We start from the raw sequence: 26331 nt of genomic DNA, 5'->3' as shown, positions 1-26331 counted from the left end.
ATGCGAGCAAATGATATCGCCCCACCGCTCAAGGTTCTGCATCATCACCAGGGGCTTTAAACAGATCTTCAAGAGGATTGGATTTCTTTTTGGATTGTGCGACGCCTCGGCGGCTTGTGAATTCCTCTTCTATGTTGTCGCGGTAATAGCTCCACGCCGCGCCCGAGGTCGACAGCCGGCGCCAGACCTCGTTTCCGACACCTGAATAATCTATGACGCTGCCGTCGTCGAGCTCGACCCGCAGCGTACGCTCGCGCGGTTCATATCCGATGGCACGCAATTTCCCGGCATTGATGCGCTTCATCTCCATGAAAGCCTCCTGTATATACGTGTTCCAATGGCTCCCATGGTATTAGAAATGGCGGCTGTTGTCGTCCAGGCGGAAAAACCGGCGATACCGAGCCAAGGCTGACGGCTGCATCGTCCAATATATCTTCCTGGCCGGGCCCAGGTATCTATTCAAACTGCACTGCCAATTTCCCAGGCAGCGGCACGTTCAGCCATTTTTGCACGATCGCGTTCAATTCATTGCTCTTCTTCGCCTGGCTTAGCGCGGCGTTCACCTTTGCCATCAGCGCTGGCTCTTCCTTGAGCAGGCCGACATAACAGGCGGACTCCTGGATGATGTATTTCATCTGCGGTTTGTTGCTGGCGGCTTTTCCGGCCAGCGCAACGGCGACAAAATCGCCGGTGCCGACCAGCTGCACCTGGCCCGCCAGGTAGGCTGCGATCATGCCATTGTTGTCTTCATAGCGCTTGATCACGGCGCTGGGCGGCGCGGTTTCGGTCAGCTGGCTGTCCTGGAATGTGCCGCGGGCGACACCGATGGTTTTTCCGGCCAGGTCGGCAGGGCCGGAGACTTTCACACTGGCGGGACCGAACACGCTGTTGTTATAGGGTGAATACGGCTGTGAAAAGGCGATGACTTTTTCCCGTTCGGCATTCTTGCCCAATGTGGAAATCGCCAGATCGGCCTTGCGCGTTTGCAGATAGGCGATGCGGTTGGCGCTCGTGACCGGCACCAGCTCCAGCTTCAATCCCATGTTCTTGGCGATCAGCGTTGCCACATCGATGTCCAGTCCCTGCAGCTTCATGTCTTGGGTGACGGACCCGAACGGCGCAAAATCCTGCGGCACCGCAATGCGCAGGATGCCGCGCTTCTGGATATCGGCCAGTGCATCGGCCTGCGCATTTTGCACTGCCATGAGGCATAGACCGAGGCACAGCAGAAGGAGTTTTGCAAATCTCATCAGGTCACCCGTACGAAGATGTTTATCTATGGCCATCCCGATGCTTCGTGCACCGGAATCGGCGGACATGCGCTCATTATTTAGGCAATAAACATGCCATGGCGCGAGGTAAAATCCGATCCAGTCTATCCAATAGCCTGGAATGGAACGGACTGCCGTTGACGTACACTACCACGCTATCATTTTATTTCTGCCGAGCCATGACCATCATTATCAACGAAGACCTGCGCGCCTATATAGATCCGCTGACCGAAGACGAATTCGCTGCGCTGGAACGCAGCTTGCTGGCTGAAGGCTGCCGCGATGCGCTGGTGCTGTGGGGCGATCTGCTGGTGGACGGGCACAACCGCTACGGTATCTGCCAGAAACACCAGATTCCGTTCAACACCATGCAGAACCATACCTTCCAGTCGATCGAAGACGTGCACCTGTGGATGATCGACAATCACCTCGGACGGCGAAGCGTATCGGATTTCCAGCGCGGCGTGCTGGCATTGCGCAAGAAAGAGATCGTGGCGGCGCGCCAGGAGCAGGCCCAGCAATCGACAGCGACGCCGGCCGGGACCGATGCTTCCGCCCAGTCCAACGGCGAGCCACCATGGACCCGGGAAGCCGTTGCGCGTACAGCGCGGGTGAGCAGCGCGACCCTGGGACAAATCGAGAAAATCCAGAAAACGGCCGCGCCTGAACTGGTGGGAGCAGTAAAGTCGGGCCTGATTTCCATCAATGCCGCGGCCGCCGTAGCCTCCCTGCCCAGCGAGAAGCAGGTAGCGGCGGTTGCCGGCGGCAAGAAAGAGCTGCGCCAGGCAGCAAGGCAAGTGCGTGAAGCCCGGCTGCCGCCCAAGCCCGAACAGGACCCGCCGCCGGAAGACGCCACGCCCGAACAAATCGAGATCCACCGCCTGCTGCAGCAAGTGGTTGAACTCACCCAGGAACGTGATCAGCTGAAAAAGAAAGTGCAGCACTTGACCATTGCGCTGGCGGAGGCGCGCAGCGGACAATAGTTCGCTGCGCATACCGCCGGGTTTAGATCGCCGCCTAGAGAGTCCTTAGAAAAAATCAGGCTCATCAAGATTTGCACAAACTCGTAGGGTGAGCACCTGTGCCCACGCGGACCATCCCTACAGCGTGGGCAGAAGATCTGCCCACCCTACGTCTTTCCGTTAATCCGTGAAAGAACCTTAAAAATTTGACGTGTTAAAGGGCGGCTGCCGGCTGCGGCGTCGGCCCGCTCCCCGGGCTGCGCTGCAGACGCCACAGCAGCATCAGCGCCACCAGCGATGTACCGACCACCACGTAGCCGACCGTGTCGAAGTGCTGCAGCTTGCCATCCGCCCCGAGCGTGACGATGTGGCCGGCGACGACGGAGGCGATGCCGCCCGACAGTTGCTGGATCGACGCGCTGATGGCGTTGAAGGAGCCGCGCTGGGTAGTTGCCGGCACCGACGACACCAGCGCCTGGAACGGAATCATGCGCGAGAAGATCCCGACGAACATGAAGGCATTGACGACGATCAGCAACGGCAGGGAGGTCGGTCCGAGGTGCGTATAGATCAGCACCATGAGGATAGACAGCGCCGTGCCGAGTATGAACACGCGGAATTTGCCGAATGTATCGGCGGCCTTGCCGATCATGGGGCCGAAGAAGATGGTGCACAGCCCCGTGACCAGGTAGACCGTCGGCAGACTGTGCAGGTCGATGCCCAGGTTGCTCACCGCATACGCGCTGCTGAACGGCATCAGCATGAAGCCGCCGGTTGTCAGTAATGCCGTGGTTGCGAAAGCCATCAGGTAGCGCGGTTCGGTTACCGTGTGAAACAGGTGCATCCACGGGCTATGCTCCTGAGGTACTGCAAGGTGAGCGGTGACCGGCTGCATGCGCCAGGTCACGAACAGTCCGCCGACCACGCCAAGGGCGGCCATTGCCATGAACGGCACATGCCAGTCCCATCGGTTGGACAGGTACAGTCCGATCGGGATGCCCAGCACCTGGCTTGCGGCGAACGCGGTCTGGATCAGGCCCATCACCCGGCCGCGCATCTGCACCGGGAACAGGTCAGTCGAGATGGCCAGCACCACCGAACCGATGACGCCGCCGAACAAACCCGTGACGATGCGCGCCAGCAGCAGGCTTTCGAAGCTTTGCGCCAGCCCGCACCACAACGTTCCGACGATGAAGCCGGTATAAAAGAACAGCAGGAGCTTCTTGCGGTCGAAGCGATCGGCGAAGCCGGCCGTCAGCAACCCAGACAGGCCGGCGCTGAACGCATAGGCGGAGACCACCAGCCCGAACTGCTTCGGACCGATGGCCAGCGCCGGCATGATCACGGCGCCCAGAGGCGACATCAGCATGAAATCGAGGATGACGGCGAACTGCAGGAATGCCAGCATGCCGACGACAAATTTCTGGTAACGGGAAAACTGCAAAGGCTGCGAGGTGTTTGCTGGCGTCATATGCTGGCTAGGGAACGTTGAAGGGTGATGGCATGTTCGGGACAGGCGCTGACGCATAAACCACATGCACGGCACGCGTCGGCGTTTGGCGTGTAGGCGACCTTCATGCCGTGCACGCGTAATTTGAATTTGTGTAATGTACCAAGGTTTTGATAATCGCTGTCGTCGATACGCCGGATCTGGAACACGTTTTCCGGACAGACTGCCACGCAATCGCCCTTGCCTTCGCAGCGCTTCAGGCTGACAACCGGGATGATTACCCCCGGTTCCTGCTTGCAAGCGGCTGCCACGGTTTTAGCTGCGCTCACTCTTCGGCCTTCCGGCAAAAGTCCGAGCGGTCTTTGCGAAACTGCTCGCGCTCTTCCGCCGTCATTGCTTGCCATTTTTGCCAGCGCCTGCGGCCGTGCCAGCCGCCGTGTCCGCGGAATCCGCCAAACAGGATCCGGCTCAGAACCAGCAAACCGAGCGCATGCCAGTAGTCAATCGGGCGGCTACCGGCGAACAGCCCGGGCATTACCAGGTTCCATAACACCATGACAGCGGCGCCGAGCACGGCAGCGAACGCCAGCATCATCAGCAATTTTCCGAGAAATCTCGTTTTCATCTTTCTGCTCCTTTATTTGCCAGCTCATTTATTTGCCAGCTCATGTACCAAATTAGATGTCAAATTCCTCATATACCGTTTGCAGGCGGCTGCGCAGATACAGCACCGCATAGCGCTTGCGCGCCAGCAGGGTATTCACGGCGACACCGCTTTGCGAGGCCATTTCCTTGAAACTGAGCCCTTCGAGTTCGTGTCCGATGAACACATCGCGCTGGTTTGCCGGCAGTTCATCGAGGGCCTGCTGCAATTCCGCCAGCAATGCCGACCTGGCGTGCACAGCCTCCGGTCCGTCCGGCGCCGGCAAGGCAAGATCCAGCCGATACTCGCTGTCCGGGTCGTCCGGATCGTCGCTCGCCTCGTTGACCGACAGTTCTTTCTTCTTGCGGAAACGGTCGATGATGCGATTGCGCGCGACACGAAACAGCCACGCACTCGCTTGTTCAATCGGAGCGGGAAGACGACAGGCCTGGACGAATTCCTGGAACACATCCTGCAGGATGTCGTCCGCTTCGTCCGGATCGCGCACCCGGCGCAGGATAAAATTCCCCAGCCTGGCGCGCTCACGCAAGACCGTCGCAGTGATGTCTCGGTCCTGGTCGTTCATCGGCTGCGGGCTGTTCGGCGGGCTCATACCAATGAAGACGTTTCACAATAAGGAATATTGTGGCGGGGTGAAAAAAATTCTCAGGCGATCGCGGCATAGGAGCCGGTGCCGTCCGGCCAGGCCGTCAGCACTTCAAAACCGTCGGCCGTCACCGCTACCATGTGCTCCCATTGTGCCGACAGCGAATGATCCCGGGTGACCACGGTCCAGCCGTCGGCCAGTTCCTTGGTTTCGCGCTTGCCGGCATTGAGCATCGGTTCGATGGTAAACACCATGCCGGGCTCCAGCCGCAGGCCTTCGCCCCGGTTACCGTAGTGCAGTACCTGCAGGTCTTCGTGGTAGATCTGGCCGATGCCGTGTCCGCAGTATTCGCGCACGACGCTGAAGTTCTCGCGGTGAGCCACGGTCTGGATCGCATGGCCGACGTCGCCCAGCGTGGCGCCGGGTCGTACTTGCAAGATGCCGGCGCGCATCGCTTCGTAGGTCGTCTCCACCAGCCGGCGCGCCAGCGGGCTGGGCTCGCCGACGAAGTACATGCGGCTGGTATCGCCGAACCAGCCGTCGGCGATGACAGCGACATCGATGTTGATGATATCGCCCTTCTTCAAGATTTTCTGCGGCGACGGGATGCCGTGGCAGACCACGTGGTTGACCGAGACGCACACTGTCTTCGGGAAACCGTGGTAACCGACGTTCGCCGGTATCACTTTCTGCACGTTTACGATGTGGTCATGACAGAGACGGTCCAGCTCCTCGGTACTGACGCCGGGTTTCACATGCTCCGCAATCATCCGCAGCACATCGGCAGCCAGGCCGCCGGCGATGCGCGCCTTGGCGATGTCGGCCGCCGACTTCAGGATCGGCCGGCTCATCGCGCGGCCTTCCGAGTCGCCTTCGCGCCAGCAGGCGCAGCCGCGCACTCCTGCGTAAAGAACGCCAGGCTTTCGTCGCCCGCCTGCCTGGCGCGCATCAGCAGCTGGCAGATCTCGCCGTGACACAGGTCCGGATGCAGCTCGGACAACATGCCGATACGCATCCAGTGTTCAGCCTGGGCATTGATGGATCGGCTCAACGCATCGCTTGCGGTGCGCAGGTTGTCATGCATCAGATTGGATATCTTGACGATGCCCATGGTTGTTTTCCTTTATACGATTCATATACGTTTCGTATACTACCATAGATGATTCCCGTCCCGAGCCAAACCAATTGTTTAAAAAATCCGGAAAAAATGGCCCTTTTTCCAGTGTCAAATGGCAATATCGATAGGGACAGCCACAAGCTGACAAACCCCTTGTTGCAGACGAATCGAACTGAGGACATTAATGGCAATAAAATCCACCTTGACCTGTCTCTGGGTCTCACTGCTTGCGGCCGGCGCGACGTCGGCGCCGCTTGCCGCGCCCGCAGCAGCACCATCGCCGGCCACGGCTCAAGCACCCAATTCCACCTCCGGCTACAACCAGCCGCCCAAGGCAATCCTCGACGTCATGCGCGCGCCATCGCCGCCGGTGCCGGTGGTGAGCCCGACGCGGGACCGGATGCTGCTGGTGTCCTGGCAGGACTATCCGTCGATTGCGCGGGTGGCGGCGCCTTTCCTGCGCCTGGCCGGCGTACGGGTCGAAACCGGCAACCACAGCAAGCACGATACCCCGGGCGGCTACGGCATCACACCCTGCGCCCGGAGTTTTGACCTGGTGCATATCGCTGATGGGGCGCAAACCCAACAAACCCATATTGTGCTGCCCGCGGATGCCTGCCCGGGCCGGCCGCTGTGGAGCGCAGACGGCAAACGTTTTGCTTTTGAAAATGTCACCAAGGACGCGGTCGAGCTCTGGATTGGCGACGCCAGCAGCGGTGTGGTACGCCGGGTTCCAGGCGCACGCCTGAACCCGATGCTGGAAGACCAGATGCAATGGATGCCCGACCAGAAAACACTGTTGGTCAAGCTGGTCCCTCCGCGCATGGGCCCGCCGCCGGCTGAGCCGACCATACCTGACGGCCCGAGCATCCAGGAATCGAACGGCGGCAAAGGACAGAGCAGCACTTACGAAAACCGCGACACGCTCAACAACAAGCACGACGAAGACCTGTTCGACTACTACGCGGCTTCGCAACTGGCGCTGGTTGACGCCGCCGGCGCGACCGTCACGCCGGTCGGCACGCCGGGCCGCTATGAGTCGCTGGGACCGGCGCCGGATGGACGGCACCTGCTGGTTACCTCGATCCGCAAACCCTATTCCTACGTCACGACCTTTGACCGTTTTCCGCAGGAAGTGGAAGTATGGGATCTCGCCAAGCGGCAGAACATAGCGATGCAGCATATCGCCTCGCTGCCGTTGGCGGACCGGGTCCCGATCGGCGGCGTTCCGCTCGGCCCGCGCGATTTTACCTGGCGCGCTACCGAGCCGGCGACGCTGGTCTGGGCCGAAGCGCTGGACGGCGGCGACTGGAAAACCAAAGTGCCTGCGCGCGACAAGCTCATGCTGCAGAAAGCGCCGTTCACCTCGGCGGCGCTGGAGATTACCCGCACCGAACAGCGTTATATGGGTATTTCCTGGACCGAGCAGCCTGGCCTGGCGCTATTGCACGAATACGATCGCAACCGCCACTGGCGGCGCAGCTTCCTGGTCAATGTCGACGATCCGCAACAGCCGCAGCGCTTGCTGTGGGACCTCTCGACCGACGAGAAATATGCAAATCCAGGCGTTCCCGTGAAGCGCCAGCTGCCGAACGGCGCCTGGGTGCTGCGCCAGGAAGGGGATGCGATTTTCCTGAGCGGCGTTGGCTCATCGCCGGACGGCGACCGTCCCTTCCTTGACAAGCTCGACCTGAAGACGCTGAAATCGGAACGCCTGTTCCGCAGCGACAAGACTTCCTACGAGCAGTTTCTGGGCTTCGCCGGAGCGGACGCGCATACCTTCCTGACCTGGCGCCAGTCGGTGATCGATCCGCCTAACGCATTTCTGCGCACCCTTGGCGCCCCAGTCGATGCTGCAGCCGGTGAAGCGGCCTTTGCTTCGGACAGCGCCGCCGTTACCCGCATCCCCGATCCGACGCCAGTGGTGCGGGAGATCAAGAAGCGCCTGGTGAAGTACAAACGCGCCGACGGCCTTGATTTGTCGTTTACTTTGTACACTCCGCCTGGCTATAAGGAAGGCACGCGCGTGCCGACTATCCTGTATGCCTACCCGCTCGATTACGCCGACGCCTCGAAGGCTGGCCAGACCACTGGCTCGCAAGAGACCTTCACGCGGCTGCGGCAATACCGGCTGCTGCTGCTTGCCGGCTACGCCATCATCGATAACGCGGCTTTCCCCATCGTCGGCGATCCGAAAAAGGCCTATGACACTTACATGGAACAACTGGTGGCCGACGCCAAGGCCGCGGTCGACGAGTCGGTGCGGCTGGGCGTCGCCGATCCCGACCGTATCGGCGTTACCGGACACAGCCATGGCGCGCTGATGACAGCCAACCTGCTGGCCCACTCCGACCTGTTCCGGGCCGGCGTCGCCACCAGCGGCTCCTACAACAAGACGCTGACGCCGTTCGGTTTCCAGAACGAGCAGCGCTCGGTGTGGGAAGCGCAGGACGTCTACCTGAAGGTGTCGCCATTCTTCTTCGCCGACAAGATGAAGACGCCTATCCTCATCGTGCATGGCGCGGACGACGCCAATCCGGGCACCACGCCGCTGCAGGCCAGCAAGCTGTACGAAGCGATCCGCGGCAACGGCGGCACCACACGCCTGGTGTTGCTGCCGCATGAACCGCACTGGTACGCGGCCATGGAATCGAACGAGCAGCTGGTCTATGAAATGCTGCGCTGGTTCGACAGCTATGTGAAGAACGCGCCGCCGCGGACGCCGGCTGCGGAGCCTGCGCCACGTTAACGCGATAGCGCTCGGATAGAGCGACAGGACGCAAAATGAAAAAACGCCAACCGTCGGTTGGCGTTTTTTTTCGAGGCTAAAAATGCCTTACAGGTTGTCGCTCAGAAAAGTCAGCGAATTGCCATGCGCTTCCGCCGCGGCGCGCTGGTTGTAGCTGGCGCGGTGCGAACAGTTGAAGCCGTGTTCGGCGCCCGGATAGATGTGGACCTCGACCTCATCATTGTCTTCAAAACGCTCGGCGATGCTCTGCACGGCATCCATCGGAATGTGGCTGTCGGCGCCGCCGAAATGCATCAGCAGCGGCACATTGATGTCGCCGGCGCGTTGCAGCTGGTTCTGGATGCCGCCGCCGTAATACGCGATCGCTGCATCGACCAGGCCATTGGCCGCAGTGTTATACGCCAGCATGCCGCCGAAGCAGTAACCGATGACGGCCAGCTTGCCGTCCAGTTCCGGCCGGGCCTTCAGCGCCGCAACGGTCAGCGCGATGTCCGATTGCGCCTTGGCGAAGTCGGTGGCTTGCATCAGCTCGACCGCGCGTTTCCAGCCGGCGTCGTCGTAAGCCAGTTCGATATGGCTGCCGCTGCGCCAGAACAGGTCCGGCACCAGCACCACGTAGCCGTCGGCGGCATATTGCTCGGCGACCGAGCGGATGTGTTCGTTGACGCCGAAAATTTCCTGCAGCAGCACGATGCCGGGACCTTTGCCGGTATGCGGGATGGCCAGGTAGGCGCCGAAGGTGCCGTCATCGGCCTTGACGTCGATCCATTGGGTAGTAACGCTCATGATAGTTCCTGTGAGAAATAGGTGTCGGGGTGTTGTGGAGAGGTCAAGCCTGCTGCAGCTGGAATAATCTGTGTATTAGGGCGGAGGTCTGCATCAGGACAAGTCAATGCCAGACAAGATGCTACCAGATGCTGGTGCAACGGGTTTGCACGCTCGAAATATGCGTCGCGGCGATGGAGATGCGGCGGACATGGCCAGTCCGCCGCGATGGAAGAAATGCCCGGTCAGCTGCGGGAAATGCTAAAAACGGTGCAGGATGCCCGCTTGTAAACCCACCAGCGTCCTGCCGTTGATATCCGCTCCGGCCAGGTTGGCGGTAGGCGCGCCGGATCCGCCGAAACGAAAACCGGCGTTGCTGTCGTTCTTCATGTAGTTGGCAAATCCATACAGCATGGTTCTCTTGGACAAGTCGTAAAACGTCCCCAGGTTGCCGCCCTTGGCCCCGCTATTGTTGCCCGAAGTATCGACCATGACACCATACAACGCACCGATCCGCAGCTGCGGCGTGATTTTGTAGTCGGCCGACAGCTGGTAGATATTATAGAAACGTTTCACGTTCGGATCGGTTCCGGCAAACGTATTGCCAGTCGCGCTGACGTTGCTCAGGATAGCCGTGGCATTGTTGCCGTTGGCGTTAGACGTGACATTGTTGGTGCGTACCGCCGCGGCATAGATGGTGCCGGGACCGTAGTTGTAGTTCAGATAAACATTATGGTACTGGACCGCGTCGCCATACACCGCTGCGGCTACCGGTTTGGCGACCAGCCCGGCGTAGCCGGCGCGGAAGGGGCCGTAGCGGTAATCCAGTCCCAGCTGGTAGACGCCGCGCTGGCCAAGGTGTTCGCCGGCGGTTTCCGTCATCGCGTAATGCAGTTCCAGCTGCAGGCCGGCCAGGCGCGGAGACTTGTAGGAGATATCGTTGTCGTAGCGCGACGGCACGCCGAAGGTGTTGATGACGGAGCCGAAGGTAGTGCGCGTGGTGTAGTCGATGGCGTCGCCGATGAAAAAAATCGCCGTGTTCTGCCGCCCCAGGCGGAAGGTTCCCGCCGGGCTGGCGATGCCGACCCAGGCCTGGCGGTCGAACAGACGCGTGGTGTCGGCCATGGCGCCGTTGTTTGCGCCAAAGCCGTTTTCCAGTGTAAACACGGCCTGGTAGCCGTCGCCCAGGTCCTCCTGTCCGCGTACTCCTATCCGGCTGCGCAGGAACGCGCCGTCGTTGACGCCAGTCACGCTCTTGCCGCTGTCGCTATGGATATAACCGATGTACTGGTCGACGTCGCCGTAGATCGTCACGTTGTTCTGGGATTGCGCCTGGACTTGCGCGCACGGCATGGCGGAGCCGATCAAGGCCCCGGCCAGGAATAGTTTTTTTTGCACGTTGTCTCCTGATATTTTTTATTGATTAGGTCGTACGGCACAACTTCCCTCATTCAGCCGGCATCCGCTCCGGATGCCGGCTGAATTCATCGCCACAAAAACGTCATGCAAACCAGGCAGGTATCCACAGCGAAAACCCCGGCACAAAAGTGACCAGCAACAAGGTAACCAGAAGCGCAAGGTAAAACGGCCAGATGGTGCGCATGATTTCCCCCATGCGGATGCCGCCGATGGTGCAACCGATGATCTGCGCCGCGCCTATCGGTGGTGCATTCAGTCCCAGCGAGCAGTTGATCAGCAACATCATGCCGAATTGCACCGGCCCCATGCCGAAGTGTTCGCAGATCGGCAGGAAAATCGGCGTGCAGATCAGGATGTGCGCGGCCATGTCGAGAAACGTGCCGAACAGCAGCAAGGCCAGGTTGATCAGCAGGAAAATCACTATCGGGTTGGTGCTGACCGCCATCAACGCATCGCCCACCGTATCGGCCACGCTGTACAGGCTGATCAGGTAACCGAAAGCCGACGAAATGCTGATCAGCATCAGTATCACGCCGGTAGTCTTGACCGACTTGACCGCCGCCTTCAGGAAATCGGCCCAGCTCAGGCTGCGGTACACCAGGGTGGTCAGGATAAGCGCATAAAACACGGCGATGGCGGCGGACTCGGTCGCGGTAAAGACACCCGAAGTGATGCCGGCAATGATGATGATCACGACCATCAGCCCCGGCACCGCGCGCAGGATGCTGCGCAGCGCCACCGACCAGCCGAGGAAGGTGCCGGCGGGATAACCGCGGTGCACCGCCACCAGGTAAGCGACGGTAAGGTTGGCCAGGGTCAGGATCAGGGCCGGCAGCAGCCCTGCCAGGATCAGGGTGGTGATCGACACGCCGCCGCCGGCGACCAGGGCGTAGATGATGATGTTATGCGAGGTCGGCATCAGCACCCCCACCAGCGACGAGTGGGTGGTGACGTTGACCGCATAGTCGGTATCGTAATTCTCGCGCTTCATCATCGGGATCATGACCGCGCCCATGGCGGAGATGTCCGCCACCGGCGATCCCGATACGCCGCCGAACAAGGTGCATGCCAGCACATTGGTCATGCCCAGCCCGCCGCGGATGTGGCCGACTACGCCGCGCGCGCACTGGATGATGCGGTCAGCGATGCCGCCGTACAGCATCAGTTCGCCGGCGAAGATGAAGAAAGGAATCGTGAGGAAGGAAAATACGCTCATGCCGGCCGTCATCCGCTGGAAAATCACGGCGATCGGCAAGCCTTCGTAGAATATGGTGGCGATCGCCGACAGGCCGATGGAAAACGAAATCGGTACGCCGATCAGCAACAGCACCAGGAAACTGAGCGACAGTAGAGTTAATGCCATGATGGAACGACCCTTGTACGTTGCAGCAATGCGATGATGTGCTCAATCGAGAACAGGACGATCAGGGTGCCGGACAGCATCAGCGGCCAGTAGGTCAATCCCTGCGAAACGCCGAGGTTGGGGATCATGTAGTCGATGATCTGCTGGCCGAGGATCCAGCCGTTCCAGATCATCAGCACCGCAAACAGGATCACCAGCAAGTGGATGAAAATCTTCAGCGGCACCCTTACTCTCGGCGGCAACGCGCCGGTCAGCAGTTCGACGCCCATGTGGCGGTCGTCGCGCACACAGACGGCGACACCGATATTGGTGACGTACAGCACCATGAGCAAAGCCAGCGCTTCGGTCCAGGACGGACTGTTGTTGAGCACGTAGCGGCCAAAAATCTGGCCGAATACGGCAACCGCAATCAGGACCAGGCCGAGCACCGCCAGCCGCATGCACATCAGCGACAGCCAGGCGTTGCATCGGGTGAGAAATGTAAACGGCGGCAGCAAGGCGACAGGCAGCTTGTCGTCAATCGCGTCGCCGGTTTTATTGACATGTGTCATGACCGGTTCCTTGATGGAGAAAGAAGGCGCGACCTTATTTGGTTTCCTGCATGCGCTTGAGCATGTCTTTCATGGCAGGCGTGGTCACGAATTTCGCGTAGACCGGCGCCATGCTGGCCTGGAATTCCGCCTTGTTCGCCGCCGTGATATGCACCCCGGCTTTTTCGACGATGGCGCGCGAGGAGATTTCTTTCTCGTCCCACAGCTTGCGCATGTACGGTACCGACGCCTTGGCTGCCTGGCGGATCATTTTCTGGTCGTCGGCCGACAGCTTGTCGAAGATCACTTTCGACATCAGCAGGATTTCCGGCGTCATGTCATGTTCGTCCAGCAGCACGTAGGGCGCGATCTCGAAATGGTGCGCGGTCTGGTAGGTAGGCCAGTTGTTTTCGGCGCCATCGACGATGCCGCTCTTGATCCCGGTGTAGACCTCGGACGTCGCCATCGGCGTCGCATTGGCGTGCAGCGCCTGCAGCATCGCCACCGACAACTCGGACTGCGGGACGCGGATCTTCATGCCCTTCAGGTCCGCCAGGTTCTTGATCTGCTTTTTTGTGTAGAAAAAACGCGCGCCCGAATCGTAGAACGCCAGGCCGACCAGGCCGTGCGATTCGCAGGCACGCAGGATTTCATCGCCTATCGGCCCGTCCAGCACGTGCCGCATATGTTCCTTGTCGCGGAACACGAACGGCAAGGAAGGCAGCATCGTCTCCGGGCAGATGGCGTTGAGCACGCTGGCGTGGGTGCGGGTAAATTCAATCGCTCCCAGTTTTACCTGCTCCACGGTATCCGGCTCGCTGCCCAGCTGGCTGTTGGGATAGACCTTGATGCTGTATTTGCCCTTGCTGCCCTGCTTGAGCAGGTCAGACATGTAGTTGACGGCTGCGACGGTCGGGTAGTCGGCCGGCTGCACGTCGGCGTCGCGGAATTCCCTGGCGAAAGCGGACGGAGCGCCCAGCGTCAGCATCAGCGGCAACGCACCGGCCATGCAGAGCATGGATAGGTATTTCTTCATTTTTCTGTCTCCTGGTTTTTATTTATTTACAAAAAATCGTTGCGTGACCTACAAAAATCGCGGCGCCCCGCTGCACCGTCGTTCAGGTCCGGAATGCCGTCTCTGGCATGCCGGCGACGCCAGGGCGCAATGTCACTACCGCACCGGCCCATTGATCGTCTGCCGCCAGGCCGGCGCTGATGGATGTCACCAGCAAGGTATCCAGGCCGGCGCCGCCAAACGCGCACATCGCGGGTTTGCTCATCGGCAGGTCGATTTTCCGGTCCAGTTTTCCCTCAGGTGTAAAACGCAGGACACAGCTGCCGTCGTTGCCGCATATCCAGTAACAGCCGTCGATATCTACGGCCGCGCCGTCCGGCCTGCCGGGATGCTGGTTCATGTCGACGAAAATCCGCTGGGCGCTGGGTATGCCGTCGTCGATGTCGTAATCGTAGGCCCAGACCAGCTGGCGCGATGCGTGCGAATCGGAGAGATACATGGTGCGGCCGTCAGGCGACCAGGCCAGGCCGTTCGAGACGATCAGCCTGGACACCATCGGCAGCGACAGGCCCTGCGGCGTATAACGGTATAAATGGCCGTCGGCGCGCGCCGCCGCCATGTCGAGGAACATGGTGCCGCTCCAGAAACGCCCCTGGCGGTCGCAGCGGCCGTCATTGAAACGCATGCCTTCGCGCAGGCCGGCAGGGCTTGCCAGCTTTTCCGCCACGGCAGATTGGGCGTTGCCCAGGTGCAGGCTGAAAATCCCGGTTTCCATGCCGGCAATCAGGCCGCCGCTGTCTTTCAGTGCAATGCAGCCGACCATTTCAGGCAGCGTCCAGCTGCGCGCCGAAGCTGATCCGGCATGCCAGCGCCAGACCGTCCTGGCAGGAATGTCGACCCAGTACCAGGCGCCCTCTTCCTCGCTCCACAGCGGGCTTTCACCCACGCCGCAGCGCAAGTCGCCGAGACGCTCGAGATTGATCGTCGTTTTATCGATACTCACCTTGTCTCCTGTTGTTGGCAGAATCAGCTCTTGCGGCTGGACTGCCTGGCGTCACCGCATGCGCTGCAGGTCTTGGCCGGTTTGCGCAAATGATTTCCTGTTATCAGTCATCCTACAACTTGATTCGCAGTATAAGCAGCAAAAAATATTTTAGCAACCGGATTTATTTCCCCATAGATATACATCTTCGGAGGCAGTGCTCAGGTGATGATTTTTCATTCGCATATAGTTGTATGACGACTGACAATAAATGATTTGAGACAACAGGATATCGATGCGCAATCCAGGCGTCCGACCGGCAGATGGCGTCAATACCCATAGCGCCCGATCGTTCATAATGCAGTTTTCAAATCCAGCGAAAGAATCACATTTCCATGTCTGAAATGCCGCTAACTTTCCGCCTTGCCAACGAAGACGATCTGCCGCACATAGTCCGGATGCTCGCCGATGATCCGCTGGGCGCGGCGCGCGAGCAGTATGAAGATCCTCTTCCCGAGAGTTATCTGGCGGCGTTCGGCGCGATCCGGGCGGATTCCAATAACGAGCTGATAGTCGCCTGCCTCGGCGATGAAGTGGTTGGCGTCTTGCAGATCACGTTCATCCCCTACCTCACGTATCGCGGCAGCTGGCGTGCGCTCATAGAGGGCGTCAGGATCGACGCCCGCTTCCGCTCCAGGGGTTTTGGCAAATCGCTGTTTGAGTGGGCTATCGCGCGCTCGGCGGAACGAGGCTGCCACATGGTGCAGCTGACAACCGACAAGTTGCGGCCGAAGGCCAGGCAATTTTATGAGTCGCTGGGTTTCGTCGCCTCGCACGAGGGCATGAAACTGAAGCTGGTTGCGAACTGAAGACAGGCCGTTGCGGGTGCAGGCATCTCCTGCACCCGAGTCACGAGACGCTTGGCTTGAATCAAGCGCCGACCTTGTAGCGCGCCGCCGGCTTGACATGCGACAGGTTGGGCTTGAGCGCCTGGCGCGCAGCTTCGAAGCGGTCCCAGTCGGCCAGGTCCGGCAGCGACGGCACTGTCGCCAGCTCGCCCTGGTCAAGCCCGGCGAGTGCAGCATCGACCAGGTCTTCCGCATCCATCACGATCTCTTGCGGCAGGTGCTGCACCGGCACGCCGGCGCGGTCCCAGAACGGCGTGCGGATGGCGCCCGGCAGCACGGCTTGCACCCGTATGCCTTTTGCACCGAGCTCATGATGCAGCGATTGCGTCAGCGCCAGCACATAAGCCTTGGTGCCGCCGTAGGTGCCGTTCAGCGTTTCCGGCGACACCGCCACCATCGACGAAATATTGATGATGACGCCATTCTTGCGCGCTACCATGGCCGGCGCGACAGCACGCGTCAGGCGGGTCAGCGCCTGCACATTCAATGTGATCAGGTCGTCGAGTTCTTCCGGCGTCGATTCGATCAGGCTCTTGGTCGCGCCGAGGCCGGCATTATTGACCAGCATGGTGATGCTGGCGTCGTCGGCAAGCCGCTGTTCGATGGCCCGCAAGTCGCTCTTGACGCTGAGGTCGGCCTTGATGACGTCGACCTTGCGGCCGGTGCCGGCAGATAATTGAGTTGCCAATTGATCCAGCTTTTCCTGGTTGCGGGCGACCAGTATCAGGTCGTAGCCGCGGCGCGCCAGGCGGTCCGCATAGATGGCGCCGATGCCGGTCGAGGCGCCGGTGATGAGGGCCGTGCCCTGGGTAGTGGTTTGGGTAGACATTTTGTATCCTTGGAAAGTGATGCCGGACTGTCGGGCCAGCTGGTTTAAAAGTTGATAAGAGAGGTTGACAAGTCCAGTGTAGAAGCTCAAGCTATGTCCCAAGTGACGTATTTACCTCGAATTGGGACATCATGAAAAAATCCATCGCTTTTGTCGTTTTCGACGGCTTCCAGCTAGTCGACATGGCAGCCGTCTCCGTGTTCGAGCTGGCCAACGACTGCCCGGGCGGCCCGTTTTACGATGTGATGATGCTGTCCGAGCATGGCGGGCCGGTGCGCAGTTCGTCCGGCGTCAAGGTCGACAGCATCCCCTTCGATGGACACACTTACGACACGGTGATGGTCACCGGCTCCATGTCGCCGATAGTGTCGTCGCCCCGCTTCCTCGATTTCCTGCGCCAGTCCAGCGCCGCTTCACGCCGCACCGCCAGCATCTGCACCGGTGCGTTCTTGCTGGCCGAAGCCGACCTGCTGAACGGCCGCCGTATCACCACGCACTGGGCGCAAGCGCGCGAATTGCAACACCTGTATCCGAAAACGCGGGTTGAAGAAGATCGCATCTTCATCAACGACGGCGATATCTGGACCTCGGCCGGCATGACCGCCTGCATCGATTTGAGCCTGGCGCTGGTGGAGCAGGACCTGGGGACGGCCAACGCGCGCCTGATCGCCAGGATGATGGTGGTCTACCACCGCCGCAGCGGCGGCCAGTCGCAGTTTTCGGCGCTGCTGGAAATGGAAGCGAAGTCGGACCGGATCCAGAGCGCGCTCAGTTACGCCAAGCGCAACCTGGCCAAGGAATTGTCGGTGGATGAGCTGGCCGACGCCGCCCATTTGAGCCGGCGCCAGTTCAGCCGGGCGTTCCGCAACGAGACCGGGAAATCGCCCGCCAAGGCGGTGGAAGCGTTAAGAGTCGAAGCGGCGCGCGCCATGCTGGAAGACAGCAGCCACTCGATCGATGTGGTGGCGAGGGAGACCGGCTTTTCGGATCCCGAGCGCATGCGGCGCGCTTTCCTGCGTACGGTCGGGCAGCCGCCGCAAGCGGTGAAGCGTGCTTCGCGCGCAGCAAAAGCCTAGGATTTTATTTTCCGAGCGCCCGGTCCTGGCGGATCGTCTCGTAGCCGTTCATGCGTCCGAGCGTGCGCTCGATCAGGCAATACTTCCTGGCGTTTTCCCGTTCCAGCGGCACGGTCTTGCTGTCGGCCTGGATCGAGCAATCGAGCAGAATGCTTTTCTTCCATCCGACAAAATCGTCGGCAAGCTGTTGTTTCTCCGCGCCAGCCAGCAATTCCGAGGTCGACTGGTGCAGATCGGCGACGGCCTTGCTTTGCAGGTTCAGTTCATCGGCCAGGCAGGCCGATTTCGATTCGTCGCTGGCATTGGCCGCGGAATAGCATGCTTTGAAAATATTCGAAAAATCGTGGCTGCCGGTAGCCGCCATCGAGGCCGGCGGAGCAAAAAACATCACGCTTGCAAGGCAAAGAAAATAGCGTTTCATGGCATCGCCCTTTTAGGGGATTGAAAAGACGGAATAATGACTGTCCGTCATAGCATGCCATGAGCCGAGCTTCCTTGCACTGCCGCGCTGACATGCAGTCAGTTATTCGAGCCTGGGTCCGGCAATGCCGTCCGCATTTCAGGCGCCGCGCCATGGCTGTCCGCCAGCACCAGGGTTTGCACGATATCGCCGCAACGTAATTCCACCGCATTGCCGCTTACCTTTTCCAGCCGCAGGTTGCCGTCGAAAATTTGCGCCTCGGCGACTGTCAGCGAACCGCGCAGCGCGTTGTTCAGCACCGCGAAACCGCCTTGCCGGTAGCCGCCCGCTCCGACGCTCATCAGCTGCCAGGAATCCAGGCGCTCAGCGGAACAATCGGCCTTGGCCGTTACGTCCGCCGTGGCGCCGGATTTTATCGGAGCCGCCCTGTCGGGCGCGCTTGCTGCAGCGCCGCCGGCCGGAAGCAGCACGACGGCGGGCCGGGGCAGCAAGTCGGGAGCGGTCAGGTACACCAGCAGGGCAATGAATGCGATGCCTGTCAAACCTGCGCCCAGCGCAATTTTTTTCTCATCCATTACGTACCCTGCTGCCGTTGTTTACCAACGCAATACCGGCGGCCGGGTCAGGCCCTGGTGACCTTCGGTGTAGCCGACCATCGACTGCATGAAATTGCTGTCGCCGCCCAGGCTGATCTTGACGTCATACCAGCCGCTGGTGGTGTTCAATTGCAGCGTCGCGGTCTGCTTCGCCGCTACCGTGACGGTCTGGGTGACGAGGCTGCCGGAGGTGATGCGGTCCAGCACCGTGAACACTGCCGTATTCGTGGTGCCGCTGTTGTCGAACACGATGCTGACCGCCTGCCCCACGCCATTGTTGGTCAGCTTCACTTGCGGTTCCGGCTGGCCTTGCCATGCGGTTGCGCTGAGAAAGCCCTTGAAACGCCGGTAGAACTGGTTGGGGCCGATCATCTCCAGGTCGTAATAACCGCCGCCATAACTGATCACATGCCAATAGTCGCTGGAGGTGGCGTTAGCCGCCATGGTGTAGATCCAGGGATTGTCGCTGCGGTAGTTGTCGACATTGATTTGCAGCGGCGCCGGTTTGCTGCCGCCGTTGCTCCAGTTGGTCCACACTTGCTGGCCGGCGAAATCCTGCGTCAGCCAGCCGTTGAGCTGGTAGGGCTGCACGCGCAACGGCTTTTGCCCCGCTTCGTAGGGCGGCATGACGGTGTTGGCCGCCGGCGGCGTTGCCTTGGGCAGGGTTTTCTGCGTGTTGGCCAGCGCTGCCAGCGCCACCGTGTCCGGCAATACCGGAAAACCCGCATTGCTGACAGAGAAATCGAAGCAGGAAGTCAGGTCGCCGCAGATGTCGCGCCGCCATTGGCTGATGTTGGGGCAAGTGACACCGGTCCATTTTTCCAGGAACTGGATGGTCGAGGTGTGATCGAACACTTCGCTGGCGACCCAGCCGCCGCGGCTCCACGGCGAACAGACGATGGTCGGCACCCGCGAACCGAGCCCGATCGGCACGCCGCTGACAAATTCGTTGGCGGTGCCGGCCGGCGGCGTCGGCGTGGTGACGTGGTCGTAAAAGCCGCCGTTCTCGTCGTAGGTATAGATGAATACTGTCTTGGCCCAGACCGCCGGATTAGCGGCCAACGCCTGCAGGTACTGGTTGACATAATCGACGCCGACATTCGGCGAACCGCTGGGATGTTCCGATTTTGCCGCCGGCGCGACGATCCACGATACCGCCGGCAAGGTGTCTTGCATCACGTCATTCTGGAAATCGGCCAGCACCCGGGTCTGCACGCCGTTGATGTACAAGGGCGAATTGGTCGGCAGGTTTTGGAACTGCTTGAACCAGGCGAGGGCGTTGTCGTCGTAGTTGTCGACCTCCTGGTAGGTGCGCCAGGAAATGCCTGCGGCCTGTAGCGCTTCAGGATAGGTTTGCCAGGTCAGCGAACCGTAGGTAAAACCGTTGGTGGTGGCCGGGCCGCCATGTGCGCCTTGCGGGTCGATGGTGCCGCTCATCAGGTACAGGCGGTTAGGATTGGTCGAGGTGCGCGCCGAGCAGAAATAGTTGTCGCACAGGGTGAAGGCATCCGCCAGCGCATAGTGGTAAGGGATGTCGTTGCGCGTCATGTAAGTGTGCGAATTCATGCCCTTGTTGGGAATCCACTTATCGTTGCGGCCCTTGTTCCAGGCGGCGGTGCCTGTGTTCAGGTCATGCGGCACATCCGATAGCCACTGCGCCGAGGCGGTGCTGGAGTTCAGGCGCCACGGCGTGTACAGGGCGCCGGTGCTGTCGGCCTGGCTGAAGACGTTGCGGCTGGTGCCCTGGATGGTGGCGGCGTGATCGTCGTTGAAGCCGCGCGCGCCCTTGATGGTGCCGAAATAATGATCGAACGAGCGGTTTTCCTGGCACAGGATCACGACATGCGCGACCGAGCCCAGCGTGCCGCTGGCCGCAGGCGCCGCCAGCACTTGCTGAACTGCGGGAGGCAGCATGGATGCACCCATCGCCGCCACAGAATTTTTGAGGAATTTCCTACGACTCGAGTGTGCCATGTTGTTTCCATAGAGTAAGAATGGCCCGACTCTATACATGAAATATTACGCAACGGTGACGCCCGGATTACGTCTCGATGACAGTTGACGCAACAGCCGGACCGTTGTCTGCCAGCGAAAAGATCCTGCTATGCTTTGCCGGTACCAGACAACTGCGGAACAGGCACATGGCAAGCAATATAGAAATAAAGGCGCGCATCGACATCACCCCGGCGCTGATCGCCAGGGTGGCGTCGATGGCAGACGAAGACCCGCTTGAAATCACCCAGGACGATACCTTCTTCAACTGTGCCAACGGCAGGCTGAAACTGCGGGCCTTCGGCGACGGCAGCGGCCAGCTGATTTTTTATCGCCGCTCCGACCGGCAAGGGCCAAAGGAATCGTATTACCTGATCTCGGCTACCGCCGAACCGGAACTGCTGCGCGCGGTATTGTCCGAGGCGCACGGACAAGCCGGCCGGGTCGAGAAGCAGCGCACGCTGTACCTGGCCGGCCGCACACGCATCCATCTCGACCGCGTCAAAGGCTTGGGCGAGTTCCTGGAGCTTGAAGTGGTGCTCGGCGCCGGCGAACCGGCGCAAGCGGGAGTGGAGGAAGCGCAGGCCCTGATGGCACGGATCGGCGTCCAGCCCGGACAACTGGTCGAGGGCGCCTACCTCGACCTGCTGGCGGCTAGCCGTCCTTGAGCGCCTGCAGCGACCTGATCCTGGCCATCGCCCGGTGATCCGATGTGGCGGCGTCTATCATCGCCGCCACATCGGCTTTCAAGACGGTGCGTGAAGCCGCTTCCAGGTAGATCATGTGGCCTGACGGATAGAATTTCGCACTCAGGTTCTTGCGCACGGCGGCATCGACCAGCGGCATTTTCTGCAGGTCCATCACGGTCTGGTAGAACGGCGTGACAAAATCGTAGTAGCCGTTGGCGGACAGCACCTTCAGATCGACGTTCAGGCTCATGGTCGCAGCCAGGTCGCCGGCCGTGTACAGGATGACGTCGCCCTTGGCGTCTATGCCTTTTTGCGCGCCGGTCGGATCGATGTGGCTGAAATCCCAGTTCTGGAACGCCTTGTCGTTGAGATCGGTAAACGCCGAATTCGATGTGAACTTCAAGCCGTCGTTCAGGTAGTTGTTCCACATCGCCGTGTAGACCCCCGCTACAGCCGTCATGCTGGGATCGTTGCCGCCCGCGTTCGGCGAGATGTCGGCGGCGATGCCGCTGTCGATGCCGGTCACGCGGCCATCATAAGAACCCAGCGCCAGCCCTTGGCTCTGCAGCAGGCTGATCAGGAACAGCGTCCTGCCGCGGCTGTCGCCAGCGGTGATATCCAGGCCCCAGCCCGTCAGGGTGGCCTGGTCGATGCCGGTAAATTCACTCAGCTTTTTCAGCGCCGCCGGATCGGCCTTGGGAAATTTCTCCAGCGCCTTGGCGTAATCGCTGCGCGCAAACAGCGCTGCACTCGCCATCAGCGCCGGCAGGTCGGTCGGTGGCGGCACGAGCTGGATTTTCTTGTGATACCAGGCGTCTGCCACCGCCGTCGGCAAGGCACCGACCGGATTTCCGGCCTGGGAGTAATCGAGGATCGACGATTGCAGCGTGATGCCGTTCAGGTCCACGCCATCCTCGTGCAGCAGGTACGACAGCACGGCGCTGCGCGGCGTACCGTACGATTCGCCGAACAGGAATTTCGGCGAATTCCAGCGGTCGTTGGCGGTCAGGTAGCGCTTGATGAATTGCGTGATCGAGCGGGCATCCTGGTCGACGCCCCAGAAATCCTTGTTCTTGAACGGTGCGATGGCGGCGGAATAGCCGGTGCCGACCGGATTGATGAATACCAGGTCGCTCTTGTCGAGCAAGCTGTCCGGATTGTCTTCCAGAGTATAGGGAGGCGGCGGCGTGAAGCCCGGCATGGAGGTCTTGATGCGCTTGGGCGCAAACGAACCCAGCAATACGAACACCGACGACGAACCCGGCCCGCCGTTATAGAAGAACGTGACCGGGCGCGCATTCAGGTCCTGGCCGTCGACGGTAAACGCCACGTAGAAGATTTTTGCAGCGGGCTGCGAACTGTCGGCATCGACCGCCACCAGGTGGCCGGCGGTCGCCGTGTACTGATAGGTCCGCTTGCCTATCGTCGTGGCGTGGTGGGTGATCGCCGCATTCTCGCTGGCCTCGGCCACCGAGTCGCCCGGCCCGGTGCCGTAGGCGGTAGGATCGAAACAAGGCTGGTCGCCGGCTGCGCCGGCGGTCCGGACTGATACATGGTTGATGCTCATGATCCCTCCTTCTTCGAAGCCCAGGCGCGGACTGCTACAGCGCGCTTGCCAGTTTCTTGCCGTCCGGGCTGCCCAGTCCGGTGCAGGCATCCCAGCCCGGCGCGGCGGCGTAATAACCGTTGTTGCCCTGCGTGACGTCGCGGAACACAGCCTGCTGCCGGTACAGCTGCGGATTCACGAAACCGACCGCGCTACCCTTGGCGGCCGCCTTGGCCGCATTAATGCGCGCCAGCAGCGCCGCCCACAGCGGCGCCACGGCGCTGGTGCCGCCCACTACTGCATCGCTGCCGTCTATATATACCTGGTAGCCGGTAACCGGATCGGCGTTGCCAGCCACGTCCGGCACGCCGCGCTTGGCCAGCGGCTGGCGCTTGCCGTCGCTGCCGGTCAGCACCAGGTTCTGCTGCCAGGCCGGCAGCGCAAACACCGCGCTGACGCCGCCACCGCCGGCGCCGCCTTGCGCGCCGCCGTTCCACACCACCTCGCTCTCGATTACCTGGCCCGCCGCCTGCAGGCGGGTGCCGCCGCAAGCCAGCACATACGGGCTGGATGCCGGAAAGTCGACATGGTTGCCGCCGGCCAGGCCATCGCTGGAACCGCTGTCGCCGGAGGCGACGCACACCGTCACGCCCAACGCCGCGGCGGCCTGCAGCGCAGCATTGAAAGCCTGCATGGCTTGCTGCGTCCAGTGCGGTTCGGCGTTGCCCCAGCTGATCGAGACGATGGACGGTTTGTTGGTATTGTCATGCACCGCGCTGTTAAGCGCGTTGAGGAAACCGGCATCGGTATTGGTCGAAAAATACACCACGATATGCGCTTCCGGCGCCAGTGCGCCGGCGATCTGGATATCCAGCACCACCTCGCCGTCGGCGCCGTTGGCATCGCCGCTAGGCTGGTTGCCCGGGCCGTTCACAGCGACCGCGGTGATCTTCGGCAGCGCGATGCCCAGTTTTGAAAAATAGGCTTGCTGGTCGGCTTCGCGGTAACCGCCGCCCAGTTCGATGATGGCTATGCACTGGCCTGCGCCGAGGTTGTCGGGGAAATCGTACAGGGATGAAAACTGGGTCGGCAGAAAGGAGGCGGTGGCGGTGTTGCGTGGCGCAAAACGGATAGGCGGCTGCAGGCGGAACAGCGGGCGCGCCTGCGGGCGGTTGTCGAGGCCGACCACCGCTGTCACGATGTCCTGCAGTTCGGCCGGGATGTGGACCGCGCCGGTGCGGCCGCGATAGTTGCCAAGATGCGATTCGTAGCGCTGCAGGTCGACATCGAATATCTGGTTGAACTGCGCCACGCTTCCCTTCAGGGTGACCGTGCTGCAAACCGGATCTTCGCGCACCACCTGCAAGCCGTGGCCTTGCGCAAATGCGGTGATCCTGGCCACGTCTTGCGGCGTGGCGGAAAATTTGCGGGCGAACTCTTCACGCGAAAGATGCGCTGCAGCAGCCTCGCCTGTGCATTGCTTGTCGACGATGTCGCACAGCTCCTGGTCTGCGTTGCGGCGCAAGACTATCGTCACTTCGAGCTGTTCGGCGGGAGCGGCGCTGCCGACGATTTTAGCGTCGAAAGGAGCGCTGCGTTCGCTGCCGGGGAGAGGGATTTTTGCCATGACCGTGGTACTCCGTTTCTGAAACAGATACAGGACGAACAGAAAAGCACAACCGCCATCTTCCTGCCGACGGCAGCATCACGTCTGCTTCAAGTCTGACCAATGCACAAGAGGACAGTTCCTTTCTGTATAGAAATATTCTACAGCGAATCGCCGTTTGCCATTTTTGTGACGGCCAGTCGTGGTGAGCAATTCAGAACGCGGCTAGTTCCGCAGTTTCCTCAATTTCGGATGCAGCAGCATGAGCGTGGCGAACAGCGACAGCAGCAGGCCGCTGTACATGAACAACTGGGACGGCGTCACGTACAGGATCAGGTAGCCGGCCACCAGCGCCGACAGCGGCGCGATCGTGATCAGGACCAGCATCAGTATGCTGAGCACCCGGCCGTGCAGCTCGGTCGGGATGCGGCGCTGTATCCATGTGAACAATCCGACCTGCACATAACCTGCGCCGACGCCGACCGCCAGCATCAGCGCCAGGCCGACTTCCAGGACATGGGTAAATCCCATGCCGAACACGGCCAGGCCGGCCAGGCCGTCGATCAGGCAGACCGCGACGCCAAGATGGACCACTTTCCTGGCGCGCAGGCCGGAACACACGATACCGATCAGCTGTCCCAGGCCATTGGCGGCAATCAGTATCCCGAATGCCGAAGCGCCGCCGCCCAGCTGGCGATCTACCCATAACGGCAACCCGACCTGCACCGGTCCGGCCAGCAGCAAAGTGACGACTGCCCAGTAACCGATCAGCGTCCTCAGCACGCCGTCTGACCATAGCCATTTGGCAGCCGGAACGATGGAGGAAAGCAGCGGTACATGACGGTCCGATGCCGGCTGCGCATGCGGCTGCAAGCGCGGCACGGTGACTGTGGCGAGCAGGAAACAGCACGCATTCAGCAAGAAAACCAATCCCAGCCCATCCGTCGACGCCGCCAGCAGTCCGGCCAGCAGCGGCCCGCCCAGCAGCGAAACCTGGGTGATGCCCATCAATATCGCGTTGGCCGGCTGCAATTGCCGTGGATCGATCAGCCTGGGCAGTATGGCGACCCTGGCCGGAATCGCAAAAGCGCCGGCCAGTCCCATCCCGCAGGCAAACAGATACATCATCCACAGCGCCAGCAAGTCATACATCAGCATCACGCCGACTCCAGCAAGCAACACGACGCCGCCGGCCGAGGCGCATATCAGCACGGTGCGCGGCGAGTGCCGGTCTACCAGCACGCCGGCGATCACCAGGAACAGGATTTTCGGCAGCGCCATCACCGCCACCACCGTACCCAAGGCCAGGCTGTCGTTGCTCAGCTTCAGCACCAGCCACGGCAATGCCACCGTGGTCAGCTGTTCCCCCAGGAATGCAGCGAAAGAACCCAGCATCAGCAACAGGAAGCCGCGATGCATCAATACCGGCGGCAGCCCTGCCGGGCCGGCGGGAGCCGCGTTTTCTGCCGCTAGTTCTTCGGTCATCTCGGTCATGGCGGGAGCTTGTGCTTTCGAACAATCTGGCGTGGCGTGGGGGAGGAAAAACCGGTTGCCTGGGCTGCCGGCGCAAATGCCACATATCTTGCGAAAAGTGCAATTAAAAGACTGGGTGCGCATTAGTCTACTGGGTTTTTCCGCGATGCAACAACCTGTGAATAGTGACAGTTTCGGCGTTTTTTACTTTCTGTAAAGTAACAATGCTGCTGCGTTTCCTACTTGCAGCATCGTTGTCACTTTTGCCTCGTAACCGGTCAATGCGGCGGCTGGCCGCCGTCATCGAAAATCGGTTACTGCA

26 protein-coding genes are annotated in these 26331 nt (G+C 60.8%); 5 read left to right on the top strand and 21 right to left on the bottom strand.

Annotation, left to right across the window (positions count from 1 at the left end):
* Nucleotides 1-28: 28 nt before the first annotated feature.
* Both CFter6_RS01505 and CFter6_RS01500 read right to left on the bottom strand, forming a co-directional pair.
* Nucleotides 29-310, bottom strand: a complete 282-nt coding sequence (locus CFter6_RS01505; RefSeq protein ID WP_061538448.1) for a KTSC domain-containing protein — start codon at nucleotides 308-310, stop codon at nucleotides 29-31.
* Between the two features lie 145 nt (nucleotides 311-455).
* Nucleotides 456-1250: a transporter substrate-binding domain-containing protein gene (locus CFter6_RS01500; RefSeq protein WP_061538447.1), complete on the bottom strand. Its 795-nt coding sequence runs from the start codon at nucleotides 1248-1250 to the stop codon at nucleotides 456-458.
* A 200-nt stretch (nucleotides 1251-1450) separates the two neighbouring features.
* Between CFter6_RS01500 and CFter6_RS01495 the strand changes: the two genes are divergently transcribed.
* Nucleotides 1451-2254, top strand: coding sequence for a ParB N-terminal domain-containing protein (locus CFter6_RS01495; protein ID WP_061538446.1), 804 nt, complete (start codon nucleotides 1451-1453; stop codon nucleotides 2252-2254).
* Between the two features lie 193 nt (nucleotides 2255-2447).
* Here CFter6_RS01495 and CFter6_RS01490 read toward each other — a convergent pair whose 3' ends face one another.
* The 6 genes from CFter6_RS01490 to CFter6_RS01465 are packed head-to-tail and all read right to left on the bottom strand — an operon-like array spanning nucleotide 2448 to nucleotide 6044.
* Nucleotides 2448-3704, bottom strand: a complete 1257-nt coding sequence (locus tag CFter6_RS01490; RefSeq protein ID WP_061538445.1) for an MFS transporter — start codon at nucleotides 3702-3704, stop codon at nucleotides 2448-2450.
* Complete coding sequence (locus CFter6_RS01485; protein ID WP_061538444.1) at nucleotides 3701-4012, bottom strand: 4Fe-4S dicluster domain-containing protein; 312 nt, start codon at nucleotides 4010-4012, stop codon at nucleotides 3701-3703. Before CFter6_RS01485 ends, CFter6_RS01490 begins: the two co-directional genes overlap by 4 nt.
* Nucleotides 4009-4308: a hypothetical protein gene (locus CFter6_RS01480; protein ID WP_061538443.1), complete on the bottom strand. Its 300-nt coding sequence runs from the start codon at nucleotides 4306-4308 to the stop codon at nucleotides 4009-4011. Before CFter6_RS01480 ends, CFter6_RS01485 begins: the two co-directional genes overlap by 4 nt.
* 52 nt (nucleotides 4309-4360) lie before the next feature.
* Nucleotides 4361-4939, bottom strand: coding sequence for an RNA polymerase sigma factor (locus CFter6_RS01475; RefSeq protein ID WP_061538442.1), 579 nt, complete (start codon nucleotides 4937-4939; stop codon nucleotides 4361-4363).
* Between the two features lie 53 nt (nucleotides 4940-4992).
* Complete coding sequence (gene map, locus CFter6_RS01470; RefSeq protein WP_061538441.1) at nucleotides 4993-5784, bottom strand: type I methionyl aminopeptidase; 792 nt, start codon at nucleotides 5782-5784, stop codon at nucleotides 4993-4995.
* The gene (locus CFter6_RS01465; RefSeq protein ID WP_061538440.1) at nucleotides 5781-6044 is read right to left on the bottom strand and encodes a ParD-like family protein; all 264 of its coding nucleotides are present in this window, start codon (nucleotides 6042-6044) and stop codon (nucleotides 5781-5783) included. Before CFter6_RS01465 ends, map begins: the two co-directional genes overlap by 4 nt.
* Before the next feature lie 190 nt (nucleotides 6045-6234).
* On the opposite strand from CFter6_RS01465, the gene CFter6_RS01460 reads away from it, so the two are divergent.
* Entirely contained in the window at nucleotides 6235-8799 is a 2565-nt protein-coding gene (locus CFter6_RS01460) for a S9 family peptidase (RefSeq protein ID WP_061538439.1), read from the top strand.
* Nucleotides 8800-8886: 87 nt separating this feature from the next.
* Here the strand turns inward: CFter6_RS01460 and CFter6_RS01455 are convergent, their stop codons facing one another.
* From CFter6_RS01455 to CFter6_RS01430, 6 genes are all read right to left on the bottom strand, one after another.
* Nucleotides 8887-9585: a dienelactone hydrolase family protein gene (locus CFter6_RS01455; RefSeq protein WP_061538438.1), complete on the bottom strand. Its 699-nt coding sequence runs from the start codon at nucleotides 9583-9585 to the stop codon at nucleotides 8887-8889.
* Between the two features lie 240 nt (nucleotides 9586-9825).
* Nucleotides 9826-10962, bottom strand: coding sequence for a porin (locus CFter6_RS01450; RefSeq protein ID WP_236904488.1), 1137 nt, complete (start codon nucleotides 10960-10962; stop codon nucleotides 9826-9828).
* Between the two features lie 103 nt (nucleotides 10963-11065).
* Nucleotides 11066-12346: a TRAP transporter large permease gene (locus tag CFter6_RS01445; protein WP_014004251.1), complete on the bottom strand. Its 1281-nt coding sequence runs from the start codon at nucleotides 12344-12346 to the stop codon at nucleotides 11066-11068.
* On the bottom strand, nucleotides 12337-12897 hold the full coding sequence (locus CFter6_RS01440) for a TRAP transporter small permease (RefSeq protein WP_205631428.1): 561 nt from the start codon (nucleotides 12895-12897) through the stop codon (nucleotides 12337-12339). The genes CFter6_RS01445 and CFter6_RS01440 overlap by 10 nt, the downstream gene beginning before the upstream one ends.
* 34 nt (nucleotides 12898-12931) lie before the next feature.
* Nucleotides 12932-13912: a TRAP transporter substrate-binding protein gene (locus CFter6_RS01435; RefSeq protein ID WP_061538437.1), complete on the bottom strand. Its 981-nt coding sequence runs from the start codon at nucleotides 13910-13912 to the stop codon at nucleotides 12932-12934.
* Between the two features lie 82 nt (nucleotides 13913-13994).
* Complete coding sequence (locus CFter6_RS01430) at nucleotides 13995-14894, bottom strand: SMP-30/gluconolactonase/LRE family protein (RefSeq protein ID WP_236904487.1); 900 nt, start codon at nucleotides 14892-14894, stop codon at nucleotides 13995-13997.
* 374 nt (nucleotides 14895-15268) lie between these two features.
* Between CFter6_RS01430 and CFter6_RS01425 the strand changes: the two genes are divergently transcribed.
* Nucleotides 15269-15742: a GNAT family N-acetyltransferase gene (locus CFter6_RS01425; protein ID WP_061538436.1), complete on the top strand. Its 474-nt coding sequence runs from the start codon at nucleotides 15269-15271 to the stop codon at nucleotides 15740-15742.
* A gap of 61 nt (nucleotides 15743-15803) precedes the next feature.
* Here the strand turns inward: CFter6_RS01425 and CFter6_RS01420 are convergent, their stop codons facing one another.
* Nucleotides 15804-16610, bottom strand: coding sequence for an SDR family NAD(P)-dependent oxidoreductase (locus tag CFter6_RS01420; RefSeq protein ID WP_061538435.1), 807 nt, complete (start codon nucleotides 16608-16610; stop codon nucleotides 15804-15806).
* A 131-nt stretch (nucleotides 16611-16741) separates the two neighbouring features.
* Here CFter6_RS01420 and CFter6_RS01415 point away from each other — a divergent pair, with 131 nt between their 5' ends.
* A complete protein-coding gene (locus CFter6_RS01415; RefSeq protein WP_061538434.1) occupies nucleotides 16742-17686 on the top strand; it encodes a GlxA family transcriptional regulator in 945 nt (314 codons plus the stop codon).
* A 4-nt stretch (nucleotides 17687-17690) separates the two neighbouring features.
* Here CFter6_RS01415 and CFter6_RS01410 read toward each other — a convergent pair whose 3' ends face one another.
* From CFter6_RS01410 to CFter6_RS01400, 3 genes are all read right to left on the bottom strand, one after another.
* On the bottom strand, nucleotides 17691-18074 hold the full coding sequence (locus CFter6_RS01410; protein ID WP_061538433.1) for a hypothetical protein: 384 nt from the start codon (nucleotides 18072-18074) through the stop codon (nucleotides 17691-17693).
* A gap of 131 nt (nucleotides 18075-18205) precedes the next feature.
* Nucleotides 18206-18682 carry a hypothetical protein gene (locus CFter6_RS01405; RefSeq protein ID WP_061538432.1) on the bottom strand — a complete coding sequence of 159 codons (477 nt, stop codon included), beginning with the start codon at nucleotides 18680-18682 and terminating at the stop codon, nucleotides 18206-18208.
* 21 nt (nucleotides 18683-18703) lie between these two features.
* Nucleotides 18704-20677 (bottom strand): phosphocholine-specific phospholipase C, encoded by a 1974-nt coding sequence (locus tag CFter6_RS01400; RefSeq protein ID WP_167351333.1) that lies wholly within the window; start codon nucleotides 20675-20677, stop codon nucleotides 18704-18706.
* A 167-nt stretch (nucleotides 20678-20844) separates the two neighbouring features.
* Between CFter6_RS01400 and CFter6_RS01395 the strand changes: the two genes are divergently transcribed.
* A complete protein-coding gene (locus tag CFter6_RS01395) occupies nucleotides 20845-21363 on the top strand; it encodes a class IV adenylate cyclase (RefSeq protein ID WP_061542154.1) in 519 nt (172 codons plus the stop codon).
* On the opposite strand, the gene CFter6_RS01390 is transcribed toward CFter6_RS01395, so the two are convergent.
* The 3 genes from CFter6_RS01390 to CFter6_RS01380 all read right to left on the bottom strand — a co-directional run bounded on the left by CFter6_RS01390 (nucleotide 21350) and on the right by CFter6_RS01380 (nucleotide 26030).
* A complete protein-coding gene (locus tag CFter6_RS01390) occupies nucleotides 21350-22951 on the bottom strand; it encodes a S10 family peptidase (RefSeq protein WP_236904486.1) in 1602 nt (533 codons plus the stop codon). The genes CFter6_RS01395 and CFter6_RS01390 overlap by 14 nt on opposite strands.
* A 34-nt stretch (nucleotides 22952-22985) precedes the next feature.
* Complete coding sequence (locus CFter6_RS01385) at nucleotides 22986-24557, bottom strand: S53 family peptidase (protein WP_061538429.1); 1572 nt, start codon at nucleotides 24555-24557, stop codon at nucleotides 22986-22988.
* A 204-nt stretch (nucleotides 24558-24761) separates the two neighbouring features.
* The gene (locus tag CFter6_RS01380; RefSeq protein WP_061538428.1) at nucleotides 24762-26030 is read right to left on the bottom strand and encodes an MFS transporter; all 1269 of its coding nucleotides are present in this window, start codon (nucleotides 26028-26030) and stop codon (nucleotides 24762-24764) included.
* Nucleotides 26031-26331: the final 301 nt, after the last annotated feature.

The sequence above is a fragment of the Collimonas fungivorans genome, from assembly GCF_001584145.1.
Classification (GTDB): Bacteria; Pseudomonadota; Gammaproteobacteria; order Burkholderiales; family Burkholderiaceae_D; genus Collimonas; species Collimonas fungivorans.
This window is presented reverse-complemented; position numbering and strand designations above follow the sequence as displayed.